Raw genomic sequence first — 13,834 nt, forward strand, 5'->3', positions numbered from 1 at the left:
GGACGGCTATGACTAAAAGGAAGTGGTGAGCACGTGATACACAGACGGGAAAAAACCGAGCACTTGAAGAGCAACATCAAGTACTTGATCAAAAGCCGAGGCGAGACGCAGCTGTCGTTATGCAGTGCCGCCGGGCTGACTAGGACCACCATCTACAACATCCTGGAAGGCAAGGTCGTCAACGTCCAGCAGTCCACCCTCCGCAAGATTTCGGATTTCTTCGGCGTCTCTTACGACGAAATTGAAACCATCGATTTTGAAGCCAAGGAAATCATCGAGAGCAGTGTTTCCCCGCAGGGCAACATGAACCCGGCGGCCGTGCCGATCCTCAAGGAAAGCCTGGTTATCCAGAACCTGGATAAGCGCATTGGCGAATTGGCGACGTTGTATCCGCTGACCTACTACTTCGGCACCTCGCATAACCTGATCGCGGTGCGACTGGAACATGCGATCCCCGGCCTCAATGAACCGGGCGATGTATTGATTGTGCAAAAAGGCTCGTCGAGCGACGGCAAAGAAAAGCTGGTGTACGACCGGGCCACCAAACGCATGCTGATTACCCTTGAAACCTGTGCTCACTCAGATCGCCTGTGCGTGGTCGGCGATATCATTGAGGAGCGCTTCAATGACAACGCATGAAGCAGGCATCGAAAACAGCAAATACAAGCTGCTGGGCTTTGAAAATGACAAGCGCCTGGCCGTGATCATGGTGATCGCCACGGGCAAGGTCATGAAGCTGAAACTGAGCGAAGTACTCAACAGCGAAATAATGGACGACCTAAACAAAATGGAAGTTAAGAACATGTACAAGAAGTTTTATTCACAAGGAGGGGCACTCACCGCCTACGACATAAACGACCGCAACGAAAATTCTTGGATGATTTACATCATCCTGAACTTGCTGTTGTTCACGTTTTACATCTTCACCAGTATTGCCGCGACCAAGCCTCTTTACCTGGAATCACTGGGCATCATCGTCACGCCGGGCACCTTTCTGTACCCGCTGACCTTCTTGATCGTGGACTTGCTCAACGAGCAATTCGGCCTGCGGCTGGCCAGACGGGCCATTCTGTTTGCGTTTGCCAGCAACGCGATGATCATCATCTTGCTCTATGGCTCGACCTTCCTGCCGGGGCTGCCGGGCTGGAAGCTGGATGGGCCGTATAACGATGTGATCATTCAAGTGTCCTCGGTACTGGTCGCCTCCTCCGTGTCGTTCCTGGTGTCGGAGAATATAAACTCGTACCTGCTGTGCAAGATCAAGGAGCTGACTAACTCCAAATACTTGTACCTGCGCATATTCCTCAGTACGTTCTTTGCGGTCATCATCGACAGCTTTCTGTTTTGCTTCATCGCCTTCTATGGCGCCATGCAAACCAGTGACATCCTGAGCATGATCTACGTGCAGATTGCGATCAAAGTCGGCTTTGCGTTCTTCAACATCTTGCCGGCCTATGGTGCGCGTGCGTTGTTCAAGCGCTGGATCACCGGTGCCGCTGCCTGATTCAAATACGCCGCCTCTTGTCAGAAAGAATGCGGCGTCTGGTCTTAGGGCTGCTGCGCAGCCCAACGCGCGGCAAGCCCTAATGCCGTTCAGTTAAGCGAACGCAATGCCCAAAGCAGCGCAGATCACCTGTGGGAGCGGGCTTGCCCGCGATGACGTCGGCCCAGCAAACATGGATGTTGACTGACCCACCGCTTTCGCGGGCAAGCCCGCTCGCCACAGAGGATTGCGGCGCCAATCGCTTAGTTCAGCTGCAACTTCTGCTTCAGGCTCTGCATGACATCCGCCTTGTTCTGCAGATACTCATTCAAACCGCGTGCACGCAAGTTGCACGCGTCGCAGTTACCGCAGCCACTGCCGATGATGCCGTTGTAGCAGGTCAGCGTCTGGTGACGAATGAGCTCAAGCTGGTTGTGGTAATTGGCCAGCGCCCACGTCTCGGCCTTGTTCAGCCACATCAACGGGGTTTCCAGGCGCAATGGGTATTCCATGCCCAGCTCGAGCGCCTTGTTCAAGGCTTTGACGAACTCGTCGCGGCAGTCGGGGTAGCCCGAGAAGTCGGTTTCGCACACGCCGGTAATCACGCTTTCAGCTTTAACCTGGTAGGCGTAGATCGACGCCAATGTCAGGAACAGGATATTGCGGCCCGGCACAAAGGTGCTGGGCAGGCTGCCGCCTGAACTGTCCACGGTCGGTACGGGAATGTTGTCACGGGTCAGGCTGCTGATGGCCAGCTCGTTGAGCAAGGACACATCCATGACTTTGTGAACGGTGGCGCCCAGCTGCTTGGCGAGCTTCTGCGCGACTTCAATTTCCGCCACATGGCGCTGGCCATAATCGAAGGTGATGCAGTGCACTTCGTCATACAGCGGCAATGCCTGGATCAGACAGGTCGTCGAGTCCTGCCCACCACTGAACACGATCACAGCTTTTTTACTCATTACGTTGCTTCCTGCATTTGTAGAATGTGCGCATAGTTTAAAGGCCACTCAATAAAAAACCCCGCGCTTCTTTCGAAGGCGGGGTTTTTTAATACTCAACCACTCAGTGAGCGTAGGTCAGCAACAGCTCTTTCGGCACTTGGAAATCCAGGGACATCATCACGCTGAGCGCGGTGATGGTGAAGATCGAGAACACGAACAGCTTGCGCGCCCAGACGGTGTCATCCACCGCCTTGTAGCCGGTCCAGGCCATGTACAACCAGTACATGCCCATGGCCGCGGCGACAGCGAGGTAGCTCATGCCGGCGTAGCCACTGAAGGTCAACATCAAGGTCGCCACGAGGAAGGCCAGGATGTAGAGCAGGATGTGTTTCTTGGCCACCTGGATGCCACGCTTGACCGGCAGAACCGGAATTGACGCAGCCAGGTAGTCATTGAAGCGGAAGATCGCGATGGCATAGGAATGCGGCATCTGCCACAGGCTGAACATCACCAGTAGCACCAGCGCGGCCATGTCGAAGCTATTGGTCACAGCCACATAACCAATTACCGGCGGCATCGCGCCCGACAGACTGCCCACCAGCGTGCCGTGAACCGACTTGCGCTTGAGGTACATGCTGTAGAGGCCGACGTAGATGACAAAACCGATCACGGCAAACAGCGCCGCCAGCGGGTTGGCCACCGTGTACAACAACACCACGCCGGCAACACCCAGGACGGTCGCGAACAGCAGTGCCAGTTTCAGGGAGATAAGGCCCTGGACCAGCACGCGATTCTTGGTGCGTTCCATCTTGATGTCGATGTCGCGGTCGATGCAGTTGTTGAACACACAACCGGAAGCTACCACCAGGGAGGTGCCGATCATTGCAGCCAGGAAAATGGCCAGATCGACATGTCCCTTGGAGGCCAGGAAGAAACCGCCTGCCACAGAAAGCACGTTACCGAAAATGATCCCCGGTTTGGTGATTTGGATAAAGTGCTTAAGCGACATCGGGTCTTACCTCACTTCGCCATCATGAACGTATGGATGCTGAACATGATCCATATCGACAGGCCAACCAGCAGCAGGATTACTAAGCCTGCGAACACGAACGCAATCACGTTATCGCGCTGCTCTTTAGAACGATCCAGGTGCAGGAAGTACACCAGGTGAACCAGAACCTGAATCACCGCGAATACCAGAACGATCATCAACGTGATCGATTTCGGCAGGGTCGGGTACATCACCAGACCAAACGGGATGAGCGTCAGGATTACCGACAGGATGAAGCCGATGGCGTACGACTTAACACTGCCGTGGCTCGAATCATGGCTGTCATGGTCATGGGAGTGTGCATTAGCCATTACAGAGTCCCCATCAGGTAAACAACGGTGAAGACGCAGATCCAGACCACGTCCAGGAAGTGCCAGAACAGGCTCAGGCAAGTCAGGCGAGTCTTGTTGGTGTTGGTCAGGCCGTGCTTATTGACCTGATACATCATCACCGCCATCCACAGCAGGCCAGCCGTTACGTGCAGACCGTGGGTGCCGACCAGCGTGAAGAACGCCGACAGGAAACCGGAACGGTGCGGGCCGTAGCCTTCGGAGATCAGCAGGTGGAACTCGTTGATCTCCATGCCGATGAAGCCCAGGCCGAGCAGGAAGGTCAGGCCCAGCCAGGTCAGTACGCCTTTCTTGTTGCCCTTGAAGAAGGCCAACATGGCGAAACCGTAGGTGATCGAGCTGAACAACAGCAAGGCGGTTTCGCCGAGCACGTAAGGCAGTTCGAAGATGTCGTGGCCCGATGGGCCACCCGCTACGTTATTTACCAGTACCGCGTACACCGCAAAGATCGACGCAAACAAGATGCAGTCGGTCATCAGGTAGAGCCAGAAACCGAAGACGGTTGTTGGCCCCGAGTCGTGGTGATGGTCATCGTGCCCATGGTCATCGACATGGGCGTGTCCAGCATTGGTCACTAAGTTCGACATGGTTTAAGCCTGTTCCAACGAGGTTTCTACACGGTTGGCCGGGATCTTCTTCTCGGCTACCAGGCGAGCGTGTTGCTCGGCTTCGATGCGCTCGATCGTCTCGACCGGCACCATGTAGCCTTGATCATCACGGGCAGCGTGAATGATGAAGTAACCGATGGTGCCTACCAGGCCCACGATTGCCAGCCACCAGATGTGCCAGATCATCGCGAAACCGAATACGGTCAACAGCGCGCCCATCACCACGCCAGTGGCGGTGTTGTTCGGCATGTGGATCGGCTCGTAGTGCTTAGGTTGCTGGTACGCAGTACCGTCTTCCTTCGCTTCGGTGAACGCATCGATCGTGTTCGCAGTAGGGATCACAGCGAAGTTGTAGAACGGCGGTGGCGACGAGGTCGACCATTCCAGAGTGTGGCCATTCCATGGGTCGCCGGAGTCGCAAGCGTTCTGCTTACGGTCACGGACACTCACGTACAGCTGGATCAGCTGGCAGGCGATGCCCACAGCGATCATTACCGCACCGAACATGGCAACGTACAGGTACGGTACCCACTCAGGGTTGGTAGTGGCGTTCAGACGACGGGTCATGCCCATGAAGCCCAGTGCATAGAGCGGCATGAACGCGACGAAGAAGCCCGAGATCCAGAACCAGAATGCAGCCTTGCCCCAGCCTTCGTGCAGCTTGAAGCCGAACGCTTTCGGGAAGTAGAAGCTGAAACCAGCGATGTAACCGAATACAGCACCACCGATGATCACGTTGTGGAAGTGAGCGATCACGAACAGGCTGTTGTGCAGTACGAAGTCAGCACCCGGGATGGCCAGCAGTACGCCGGTCATGCCGCCGATAGCGAAGGTCACCATGAAGCCCAGGGTCCACAGAACCTGGCTGGTGATACGCAGACGGCCGTGGTAGATGGTGAATAGCCAGTTGAATAGCTTCACCCCCGTCGGGATGGAAATCAGCATCGTCGCCAGGCCGAAGAAGGCGTTGACGCTGGCCCCCGAGCCCATGGTGAAGAAGTGGTGCAACCACACCATGAAGCCCAGCACCGAGATCGCGCCGGAGGCGTAGACCATCGAGTGGTGACCGAACAGGCGCTTGCCGGTAAAGGTCGAGATCACTTCAGAGAAGATACCGAACGCTGGCAGGATCAGGATGTACACCTCAGGGTGACCCCATGCCCAGAACAGGTTCACGTACATCATTGGATTGCCACCAAGTTCATTGGTGAAAATGTGGAAATCCAGGTAACGGTCAAGCGACAGCAGCGCCATGGTAGCGGCCAGGATCGGGAACGAAGCCACGATCAGGACGTTGGCCCAGGTGCAGGTCCAGGTGAAGATCGGCATGTCCATCAGTTTCATGCCAGGGGCGCGCATTTTCAGGACGGTGGCTAGGAAGTTGACCCCCGTCAGTGTCGTCCCGAGTCCTGATAACTGTAGCGCCCAGATGTAGTAGTCCACACCCACGCCAGGGCTGTACTGAATGCCCGACAGCGGCGGATAAGCAACCCAACCGGTCTTGGCGAACTCGCCGACGCCCAGGGACAGGTTGATCAGCACCACGCCGGAAACCAGCAGCCAGAAGCTCAAGGAGTTCAGGAACGGGTATGCAACGTCACGTGCACCGATCTGCAGCGGCAAGGCAAGGTTCATCAAGCCGGTGAAGAATGGCATCGCCATGAAGATGATCATGATCACACCGTGAGCGGTGAAGATCTGGTCATAGTGTTCAGGCGGCAGGTAGCCAGGCGAACCCTCGGTGGCCATGGCCAACTGGGTACGCATCATGATGGCGTCGGCAAAACCACGCAGCAGCATGATCATGGCAACGATGACGTACATGACACCGATTTTCTTGTGGTCGACAGACGTCAACCACTCGGTCCACAGGTAGGTCCACTTCTTGTAGTACGTGATTGCAGCAAACAGTGCCAGACCACCCAGCGCGATCATGGCGATGGTCACCATCACGATCGGCTCGTGGAACGGGACCGCATCCCAACTTAATTTACCAAACATCGTTTACTCCTCTGCCCCAGCAGTTGAATGCGAGCCCGTGTCAGAACCTTCAACCACGGCCACTTCTTTCTTCTCGTGCTTGACCGGCTTGCCTGGCTTCATACCTTCGTACTTGTCGACGATTTTCTGAAACAGGTTCGGCTCATACGTGGAGTACAGAGCGACTGGGTTGTTCTGGCTTGGTTTGGTCAGGGCGTCGTATTCAGCTTGATCAAGCTGTTTAGGTGCGGCCTTGACTGCGGCTACCCAGGCGTTGAAATCTTCCTGGCTAGTCGAGATCGCTTTGAATTTCATGCCGGTGAAGCCAGCACCGCTGTAGTTAGCGGAGATGCCTTCCATTTCAGCTTTCTCGTTCGCGATCAGGTGCAGGCGAGTCTGCATGCCTGCCATCGCGTAGATCTGGCCGCCCAGTGCAGGGATGAAGAACGAGTTCATCACAGCATCGGAGGTGATCCGGAAGTTAAGCGGGGTGTTCTCAGGGAACTGGATTTCGTTAACCGTGGCGATACCCAGGTCCGGGTAGATGAACAGCCACTTCCAGTCCAGCGCGACCACTTCGATGTTGATCGGCTTGACGTCGGATTCCAGCGGACGGTAAGGGTCCAGCTCGTGGGTCGACTTATAGGTGATGTAACCCAGGGCGATGATGATGAGGATCGGCACCAGCCAAACGGCGATTTCGATCTTGGTGGAGTGCGACCACTTCGGCGCGTAGGTAGCGCTGGTGTTCGACGCGCGGTATTTCCAGGCGAAGGCAAACGTCATGATGATCACGGGAACCACGACCAACAGCATCAGCAGGGTGGCGGTGATGATCAGGTTGCGTTGATCCAGACCGATCTGTCCTTTCGGGTCCATCAAGGTCCACTTGCAGCCTCCCAGCATTAACAGCATGCCAAGCAGCGGCAAAAAGCCTAGTAATCGGGGGTACCTGTTTTTACTCATCTCACGACCTCTAAAGCAGCTTGCGCAATGCAGTTGGGTTTTGATCGCCAACACTTCACCCTGCCAAGGGTTGGCATTTCTCTTCGATTGAATAAGAGCCTGCCCGGCGCGCCATACATTGGCGTTTCACGGACCTGCGGTGAGTTCTTATTCGATTTCGTGGTTAAAGGCCTTGTTACAGACCAATTCCATTTGGTGCGGATAGTTGAAAGGCTTGCCGGAACCTGGGGTCGCATAGAGCCATCCATCTGCCCCTCGACCGCTCCAATGCTCAAAGATTGAACAGCACCAGACATTCAGTGCGGGCGATTGTAGTTAGCTGGCGATGTATAAACCATGTCTTATAAAGAAATAATTTTTATCGATTCCAGCAACAATCCTTCACCAATCTTGCAAAGGTTCGGGATCTTATCGTGTTCGATTCTCAACAAAAACCACAAAAATTGCCGTGTTATTGCGTAAAGCACCCCATCCCTTACACCTTGTAAGGGCATGCAAAACGTATCCAAGTCCCCATAAAACAAGGCATTGGGACATCACTGAATGGCTCAGACGCGGCGAGGTTCGTGGCATCGCTCAAACGATGAACTGACAGCACAATTTAGCCGCCTGGCGCAAATTTAAGGCGTTGCTCAGCACGTCAAAAACGTCCTGCGCCAGCCTCCGTGTGACAACATGTCGCACGCTGCGCGCACCGGATGTTGCCCCTCGTCACGGCCTCTTCACAAATACCTACAACCAAAAACGCCCCGACCTTCCTTCAAGGAAGATCGGGGCGTTTCGGTTAATCGCTTCAGGCCTGGCGTTGGCGGTTCCGGTAGATGCACAGCGGCACCAGGATCGCCGTCAGCACGAACGCCACCAGCGCCCATTGCGCCAGGGACAAGCCCAAGATCGGCGGGTACGGCGTGCTGCAGAAGCCATCCACCTGGAAGCCCAGTGGGAACACCTTGGCCAGTGGCAGTTCATCCACGATCGGCTGCAACACATCGACGCCGCAGCTGACCTCAGGGAAGAACTGGGTGTACACGTGATGGCCGGCCGCAGCCACGCCACCGAGGGCGCTGAGGACCACCAGCCCTTCAAAGAAGGTGACCGCGCCTTTGCGGCGCATGGCCGCACCGATAAAGGCAAAGACCGCGATCAACAGCAAGGCGTAACGCTGCAGGATGCACAGCGGGCACGGCGCCTCGCCCAACACCACTTGCATGTACAGCGCACCGCCGATCAGCGCCAGGCAGATGATGCCCAGCAACACCAGAAAGCGCCGCTCCCTGCCTAAACGCAATTCGTCACTCATCCCCGTTTCCCTTTGCCAGATTATGGTTGTGCCTGATGGCCGCAAGTTTACACACAGGGGAGGGTTAAAACAGAGAGGGGTTAACGGCGGATTAATCGTCGGGAATGTTGTAGCTGTGCGGACGCCATCGCGGGCAAGCCCGGCTCCCACAGTGGATTGCATTTCCATGTGGGAGCCGGGCTTGCCCGCGATAGTGCCGACTCGGTGCGCCGGTTAAAACTTTATTCCAGGGCCCCAGCCGGGCCGAAGAATTCGTAGCGGGCTTGGTTATCGGGCACGCCCAGGGCTTTGAGGTGGCGCTTGACCGCCGCCATGAAGCCTTTAGGGCCGAGGAAGTAGGCATCCAGGTCACGTTGCTCAGGCAACCAGGCCGCCAGTTGCTCCTGGCTCAGCATCCCGACCTTGTCCGCCGCCGGGCTCACGCCGTCGTCTTCGGCGTAGCAGTAGAAGCGCTTGAGTTGCGGATGCTTGGCGGCCAGGGCGTCCACCCAATCGCGGAACGCGTGCACGCCGCCATTACGCGCGCAGTGGATAAAGTGCACCGGGCGCTCGGTGGCCAGGGCCGCTTCGAGCATCGGCAGCGTTGGCGTGATGCCCACCCCGCCGCTGATCAGCACCAGCGGTTTGTCGCTGGTCACCAAGGTGAACTCGCCCGATGGTGGGAACAGGTCGAGGGTCGCGCCGACGTGCATCCGATCATGCAGGTAGTTGGACACTCGCCCACCCGCTTCGCGCTTGACGCTGATGCGGTACAGGCCCGAGTCACTCAAGGCGGACAACGAGTAGTTGCGGCGCACTTCTTCGCCATCCAGCATCAGCTTCATGCCGATGTATTGGCCCGGCGCGGCCGCCAGGATTGGGCCGTTGTCCACCGGGGCAAAATAGAACGAGATGATCTCGTCGCTCTCCTCCACGCGTTTCACCAACAGGAACGGCCGCGCGCCGCGCCAGCCGCCTGGGGCCTGGGCTTTTTCGTCATAGATGGCGGCTTCGGCGCCGATCAGGATATCGGCCAACTGGCCGTAAGCGGCGCCCCAGGCGCTCAGCACCTCAGGCGTGGCAATCTCGCTGCCGAGTACTTCGCAAATGGCCCGCAGCAAGCAGGTACCCACGATCGGGTAGTGCTCCGGGAGGATCTGCAAAGACACGTGCTTGTTGATGATCTTAGCGACCAGATCGCCCAACTGGTCTAACTGGTCGATATGCCGCGCATACATCAGCACGCCATTGGCCAGGGCGCGGGGCTGGTCGCCATTGGCCTGATTGGCTGGGTTGAACAGCGGGCGAACGTCTGGGTACTCGCTGAGCATCATGCGGTAGAAATGGGTGATCAGCGCTTCGCCGCCGCTTTCCAGCAGGGGCACAGTGGATTTGATGATGGCACGGTCTTGGGCACTAAGCATGGCAGACTCCTGGGTCTTTTTACTGATTGCCCTTACCTAATCAGCATTCGTGCCAACTTATAAATCGTTATATTTCAATAACTTGAATAATATGTAGTCAGTATGACTGCCTACACTTTATAGTCATAAGGACTACAAGGAGTCATTATGACTGCGCAATCACTGCTCACCACCCTGCTGCCCTTGGTCGCCGACCTGTCCCGCGAGCTGCCCGAAGGCGAGCGCTACCGGCGCCTGCTGCAAGCCATGCGCGCCCTGCTGCCATGCGACGCCGCCGCATTGTTGCGCCTGGACGCTGAATGGCTGGTGCCCTTGGCAGTCGATGGTTTGAGCCCGGATACGCTCGGCCGGCGTTTCAAAGTCAGCGAGCACCCGCGTTTCGCCGTGTTGCTGAGCAGCCCCGGCCCGACGCGCTTTGACAGCGACAGCGAACTGCCCGACCCTTACGACGGTTTGGTCGATGGCCTGCATGGGCATCTGCAAGTTCACGACTGCATGGGCTGCCCGCTGTTTATCGACGACAAACCCTGGGGCCTGCTGACCCTTGATGCGCTGGACACCGAACGCTTCGAACGCGTCGAACTGGACGCCCTTCAAGCCTTCGCCAGCCTGGCTGCGGCCACGGTCAATGTCGCCGAGCGTATTGAGCGCCTGGCGTTGCGCGCCGAAGATGAGCATCAGCGCGCCGAAATTTATCGCCAGGCCAGCGGCCAGCAGCACAAGGAAATGATCGGCCAGAGCAAGGCACACAAGCGCCTGGTCGAAGAAATCAACCTGGTGGGCGGCAGTGACCTGACCGTGCTGATCACCGGCGAAACCGGTGTCGGCAAAGAGCTGGTGGCCCAGGCCATCCACGCCGCGTCGCCGCGGGCAGACAAACCCTTGATCAGCCTCAACTGCGCCGCCCTCCCGGAAACCTTGGTGGAAAGCGAGCTGTTCGGCCACGTGCGCGGCGCCTTTACCGGCGCGCTGAATGAGCGTCGGGGCAAGTTCGAATTGGCCAATGGCGGCACTTTGTTTCTGGATGAAGTCGGTGAGTTATCACTGGCGGTGCAGGCTAAGCTGCTGCGCGTGCTGCAAAGCGGCCAGTTGCAGCGCCTGGGCTCGGACAAGGAGCATCAAGTTGACGTGCGCCTGATCGCCGCCACCAACCGCGACCTCGCCGAAGAGGTGCGCAACGGCCGCTACCGTGCCGACTTCTACCACCGCCTGAGCGTGTACCCGCTGCAAGTGCCGGCGCTGCGTGAACGCGGCCGTGATGTGCTGCTGCTGGCGGGCTTCTTCCTCGAGCAGAACCGTTCACGCATGGGCCTGGGCAGCCTGCGCCTGACCAGCGATGCCCAGGCAGCGCTGCTGGCCTACAACTGGCCGGGCAATGTGCGCGAGCTGGAACATTTGATCGGACGCAGCGCACTCAAAGCCCTGGGAAACTGTCGCGAACGTCCGAAGATATTGAGCCTGAGTGCCCAGGACCTGGACCTGCCTGACGTCAGCGCACCGGCGATGATCGAAGCACCGGCCGACGTGGCCCCCATCGTCACCGGCGACCTGCGCCAGGCCACCGAGCACTACCAACGCCAAGTCATCAGCGCCTGCCTGGAGCGCCACCAACACAACTGGGCCAGCGCCGCCCGCGAACTCGGCCTCGACCGCGCCAACCTCGGCCGCATGGCCAAACGCCTGGGCCTCAAATAACCAAAAGATCAGGAAGATACCTCGGTCAACTGTGGGAGCTGGCTTGCCTGCGATAGCGGTGGGTCAATACAGAATGAGCTGGCAGGTATACCGCCATCGCAGGCAAGCCAGCTCCCACATTTTTAAACCTGTTTCGCTCTGAAAACCGGGTTCACAGGCCTAACCTTGCGAAACACCAACACATTCCCCAACATCACCAGCACCAACCCCGCCAACGCCGGCGCCGTCCACTGATACCCCTCGGCAAACGCCGACACATTCAGCGCCACCACCGGAAACAACACCGTGCAATACGCCGCCCGCTCCGGCCCCATACGCCCCACCAGCGTCAGGTACGCGGTAAACCCAATCACCGACCCCGGGATCACCAAGTACCACAACGCGCCGATGTACCGCGCGCTCCAGTCCATCTCAAACGCAATCCCACGCACCGCGCAGTAAATCGCCAGCATCGCCGAACCATACGCCATGCCCCAGGCGTTGGTGGTCAACGGCCTGAGCCCGGCCTTCTGCTGCAAGCTGGAGAGCATATTGCCCGCCGAAAAACACATCGTCCCCAACAACGCCAAGCCCAAGCCAAGCAACGTCTGCGGGCTGGCGGTGTGCCCGACCAGTTCCGGCCAGAACAACAAGCCCAACCCCAGCAACCCCAGCGCGCCACCCATCAACACGTTGCGCGCGACCCGCTGGCCGAAAAACACCCGCGCATTGAGCGCGTTCCACAGCGTCGCCGTGGAAAACACCACCGCCACTAAGCCACTGGGTATCCACTGGCTGGCTGTCAGAAAGCACATGAAGTTGACGCAAAACAGGCACACGCCCTGAGCCAGGCAGATCAAGTGCCCGCGCCGGTTCATCACCTGCAACTTGCGGCTGAGCAGCAACAGCGCAAACAGCACCAGTGCCGCCAAGCCGAAGCGATAGACGATCGACACGGGAATCGCCACGACGCCCAATTGCCATTTAAGCGCGATCCAGGTGGTGCCCCAGATCAGCACAGTGAGTAAATACAGGGAAAGGTTCATGGTGGGCTCCGGTGATTGAGCCACAGTGTCACCCGCACAGCCGGGCGCGCTCTTGCATATTCTTGCGCTTTTGTCGGGTGCCGGGATCACAGCAACGGCGACGCGGAGTAGGATGCAAGGCGTCGGAGAGAACAACCATGCCAGAGCTGGAATCCCTGCAAGTCTTTCAAGCCCTTAACCGCTCGCCCAACGCGCGCCTGGAAGCCTGCGCCGAGCTCGGTGACGGCTTGTCTGCGGCCTTGTGGAGCAACCATCACGATTCCCAGGACTATCAGGCGCCCACCCACCACACCTTGTCCTGCTACATCGGCGGCGGCACCGGCACCTTTCGCCGCGACCAGCCGGGCACCAAGGGTGGCCCCGACAAGCTGTGCATCTTGCCGGCCGAGCACCAGTCAGCGTGGGTGATCAACGGTGAAATCCGACTGGCCCACGTGTATTTCAGCCCGGAGCAATTCGCCCTCGGCTGCGTCACCCTGCTCGACCGCGAACCGCGCGAGCTGCAATTGCGCGAAAGCACCTTTCTAGAGGATGCGAGCCAGGCCCGGCGCTTTCACCAGTTGATCGCCCTCAACTGGCACGAGCCCGCCGAGCGCCTGCTGACCAGCAGCCTGGCCCACGAAATGCTCAGTCACACCTTGCTCAGCCAAGTCGGCGCGCGCGATGGGCTGCGCTTGAAAGGCGGGTTGGCCGCGCATCAGCGGCGGCTGTTGGTGGACTACATCGACCATCACCTGGAAGACCCGATCAGCCTCGGGCAACTGGCCGGCCTGTGCGCGCTGTCCGAATACCATTTTGCGCGGATGTTCCGCCAAAGCTTCGGCCTGCCGCCCCATCAATTCCTGCTGGCGCGACGCCTGACGCGCGCGCAAAGCCTGCTACGCAGCGGCGCCCTGCCCCTGGCCGACATCGCCTGGATGTGCGGTTTCTCCAGCGCCAGCCACTTCAGCCAACGCTTTCGCCAAGCCCTGGGCGCAACCCCCGGCGAATACCGCCAAGCGTTCTGCGCCAGAACACACACTCTGTAAC

Annotated in this window: 13 protein-coding genes; 4 read left to right on the forward strand and 9 right to left on the reverse strand. The window is 58.2% G+C overall.

Annotated features, from left to right (window positions below):
* Positions 1 to 33: 33 nt before the first annotated feature.
* Positions 34 to 639, forward strand: coding sequence for a helix-turn-helix transcriptional regulator (locus tag ACI77I_RS16330; RefSeq protein WP_094949388.1), 606 nt, complete (start codon positions 34 to 36; stop codon positions 637 to 639).
* Positions 626 to 1,504, forward strand: a complete 879-nt coding sequence (locus ACI77I_RS16335; RefSeq protein WP_406997972.1) for a queuosine precursor transporter — start codon at positions 626 to 628, stop codon at positions 1,502 to 1,504. The genes ACI77I_RS16330 and ACI77I_RS16335 overlap by 14 nt, the downstream gene beginning before the upstream one ends.
* Positions 1,505 to 1,746: 242 nt before the next feature.
* Here ACI77I_RS16335 and queC read toward each other — a convergent pair whose 3' ends face one another.
* The 8 genes from queC to hmpA all read right to left on the reverse strand — a co-directional run bounded on the left by queC (position 1,747) and on the right by hmpA (position 10,085).
* Entirely contained in the window at positions 1,747 to 2,445 is a 699-nt protein-coding gene (queC, locus tag ACI77I_RS16340) for a 7-cyano-7-deazaguanine synthase QueC (protein WP_406997973.1), read from the reverse strand.
* 103 nt (positions 2,446 to 2,548) lie between these two features.
* Positions 2,549 to 3,436 (reverse strand): heme o synthase, encoded by an 888-nt coding sequence (cyoE, locus tag ACI77I_RS16345; RefSeq protein WP_094949385.1) that lies wholly within the window; start codon positions 3,434 to 3,436, stop codon positions 2,549 to 2,551.
* 11 nt (positions 3,437 to 3,447) lie between these two features.
* Positions 3,448 to 3,789, reverse strand: coding sequence for a cytochrome o ubiquinol oxidase subunit IV (gene cyoD / locus ACI77I_RS16350; protein WP_094949384.1), 342 nt, complete (start codon positions 3,787 to 3,789; stop codon positions 3,448 to 3,450).
* Positions 3,789 to 4,415 (reverse strand): cytochrome o ubiquinol oxidase subunit III, encoded by a 627-nt coding sequence (locus tag ACI77I_RS16355; RefSeq protein ID WP_094949383.1) that lies wholly within the window; start codon positions 4,413 to 4,415, stop codon positions 3,789 to 3,791. Before ACI77I_RS16355 ends, cyoD begins: the two co-directional genes overlap by 1 nt.
* A 3-nt stretch (positions 4,416 to 4,418) precedes the next feature.
* Positions 4,419 to 6,437 carry a cytochrome o ubiquinol oxidase subunit I gene (cyoB, locus tag ACI77I_RS16360; RefSeq protein ID WP_094949382.1) on the reverse strand — a complete coding sequence of 673 codons (2,019 nt, stop codon included), beginning with the start codon at positions 6,435 to 6,437 and terminating at the stop codon, positions 4,419 to 4,421.
* 3 nt (positions 6,438 to 6,440) lie between these two features.
* Positions 6,441 to 7,382, reverse strand: coding sequence for a ubiquinol oxidase subunit II (gene cyoA, locus ACI77I_RS16365; RefSeq protein ID WP_094949381.1), 942 nt, complete (start codon positions 7,380 to 7,382; stop codon positions 6,441 to 6,443).
* A gap of 793 nt (positions 7,383 to 8,175) precedes the next feature.
* A complete protein-coding gene (locus ACI77I_RS16370) occupies positions 8,176 to 8,682 on the reverse strand; it encodes a disulfide bond formation protein B (protein ID WP_094949380.1) in 507 nt (168 codons plus the stop codon).
* A 221-nt stretch (positions 8,683 to 8,903) separates the two neighbouring features.
* The gene (gene hmpA / locus ACI77I_RS16375; RefSeq protein ID WP_094949379.1) at positions 8,904 to 10,085 is read right to left on the reverse strand and encodes an NO-inducible flavohemoprotein; all 1,182 of its coding nucleotides are present in this window, start codon (positions 10,083 to 10,085) and stop codon (positions 8,904 to 8,906) included.
* 147 nt (positions 10,086 to 10,232) lie between these two features.
* On the opposite strand from hmpA, the gene norR reads away from it, so the two are divergent.
* Positions 10,233 to 11,780 (forward strand): nitric oxide reductase transcriptional regulator NorR, encoded by a 1,548-nt coding sequence (gene norR / locus ACI77I_RS16380; protein ID WP_406997974.1) that lies wholly within the window; start codon positions 10,233 to 10,235, stop codon positions 11,778 to 11,780.
* 122 nt (positions 11,781 to 11,902) lie between these two features.
* On the opposite strand, the gene ACI77I_RS16385 is transcribed toward norR, so the two are convergent.
* Positions 11,903 to 12,805, reverse strand: coding sequence for a DMT family transporter (locus tag ACI77I_RS16385; protein WP_263273977.1), 903 nt, complete (start codon positions 12,803 to 12,805; stop codon positions 11,903 to 11,905).
* 137 nt (positions 12,806 to 12,942) lie between these two features.
* On the opposite strand from ACI77I_RS16385, the gene ACI77I_RS16390 reads away from it, so the two are divergent.
* On the forward strand, positions 12,943 to 13,833 hold the full coding sequence (locus tag ACI77I_RS16390; protein WP_094949376.1) for a helix-turn-helix domain-containing protein: 891 nt from the start codon (positions 12,943 to 12,945) through the stop codon (positions 13,831 to 13,833).
* Position 13,834 lies beyond the last annotated feature (1 nt).

Source organism: Pseudomonas sp. D47, from assembly GCF_045447305.1.
In the GTDB taxonomy this organism is placed as follows: Bacteria; Pseudomonadota; Gammaproteobacteria; order Pseudomonadales; family Pseudomonadaceae; genus Aquipseudomonas.

Excerpts from the sequence above, each read along its gene's own strand:
- cyoA (WP_094949381.1), bottom strand. The coding sequence starts at position 7,382 with ATGAGTAAAAACAGGTACCCCCGATTACTAGGCTTTTTGCCGCTGCTT.
- ACI77I_RS16385 (WP_263273977.1), bottom strand. The coding sequence starts at position 12,805 with ATGAACCTTTCCCTGTATTTACTCACTGTGCTGATCTGGGGCACCACC.
- queC (WP_406997973.1), bottom strand. The coding sequence starts at position 2,445 with ATGAGTAAAAAAGCTGTGATCGTGTTCAGTGGTGGGCAGGACTCGACG.
- ACI77I_RS16355 (WP_094949383.1), bottom strand. The coding sequence starts at position 4,415 with ATGTCGAACTTAGTGACCAATGCTGGACACGCCCATGTCGATGACCAT.
- cyoD (WP_094949384.1), bottom strand. The coding sequence starts at position 3,789 with ATGGCTAATGCACACTCCCATGACCATGACAGCCATGATTCGAGCCAC.
- ACI77I_RS16335 (WP_406997972.1), top strand. The coding sequence starts at position 626 with ATGACAACGCATGAAGCAGGCATCGAAAACAGCAAATACAAGCTGCTG.
- cyoE (WP_094949385.1), bottom strand. The coding sequence starts at position 3,436 with ATGTCGCTTAAGCACTTTATCCAAATCACCAAACCGGGGATCATTTTC.
- ACI77I_RS16370 (WP_094949380.1), bottom strand. The coding sequence starts at position 8,682 with ATGAGTGACGAATTGCGTTTAGGCAGGGAGCGGCGCTTTCTGGTGTTG.
- norR (WP_406997974.1), top strand. The coding sequence starts at position 10,233 with ATGACTGCGCAATCACTGCTCACCACCCTGCTGCCCTTGGTCGCCGAC.
- cyoB (WP_094949382.1), bottom strand. The coding sequence starts at position 6,437 with ATGTTTGGTAAATTAAGTTGGGATGCGGTCCCGTTCCACGAGCCGATC.
- hmpA (WP_094949379.1), bottom strand. The coding sequence starts at position 10,085 with ATGCTTAGTGCCCAAGACCGTGCCATCATCAAATCCACTGTGCCCCTG.
- ACI77I_RS16390 (WP_094949376.1), top strand. The coding sequence starts at position 12,943 with ATGCCAGAGCTGGAATCCCTGCAAGTCTTTCAAGCCCTTAACCGCTCG.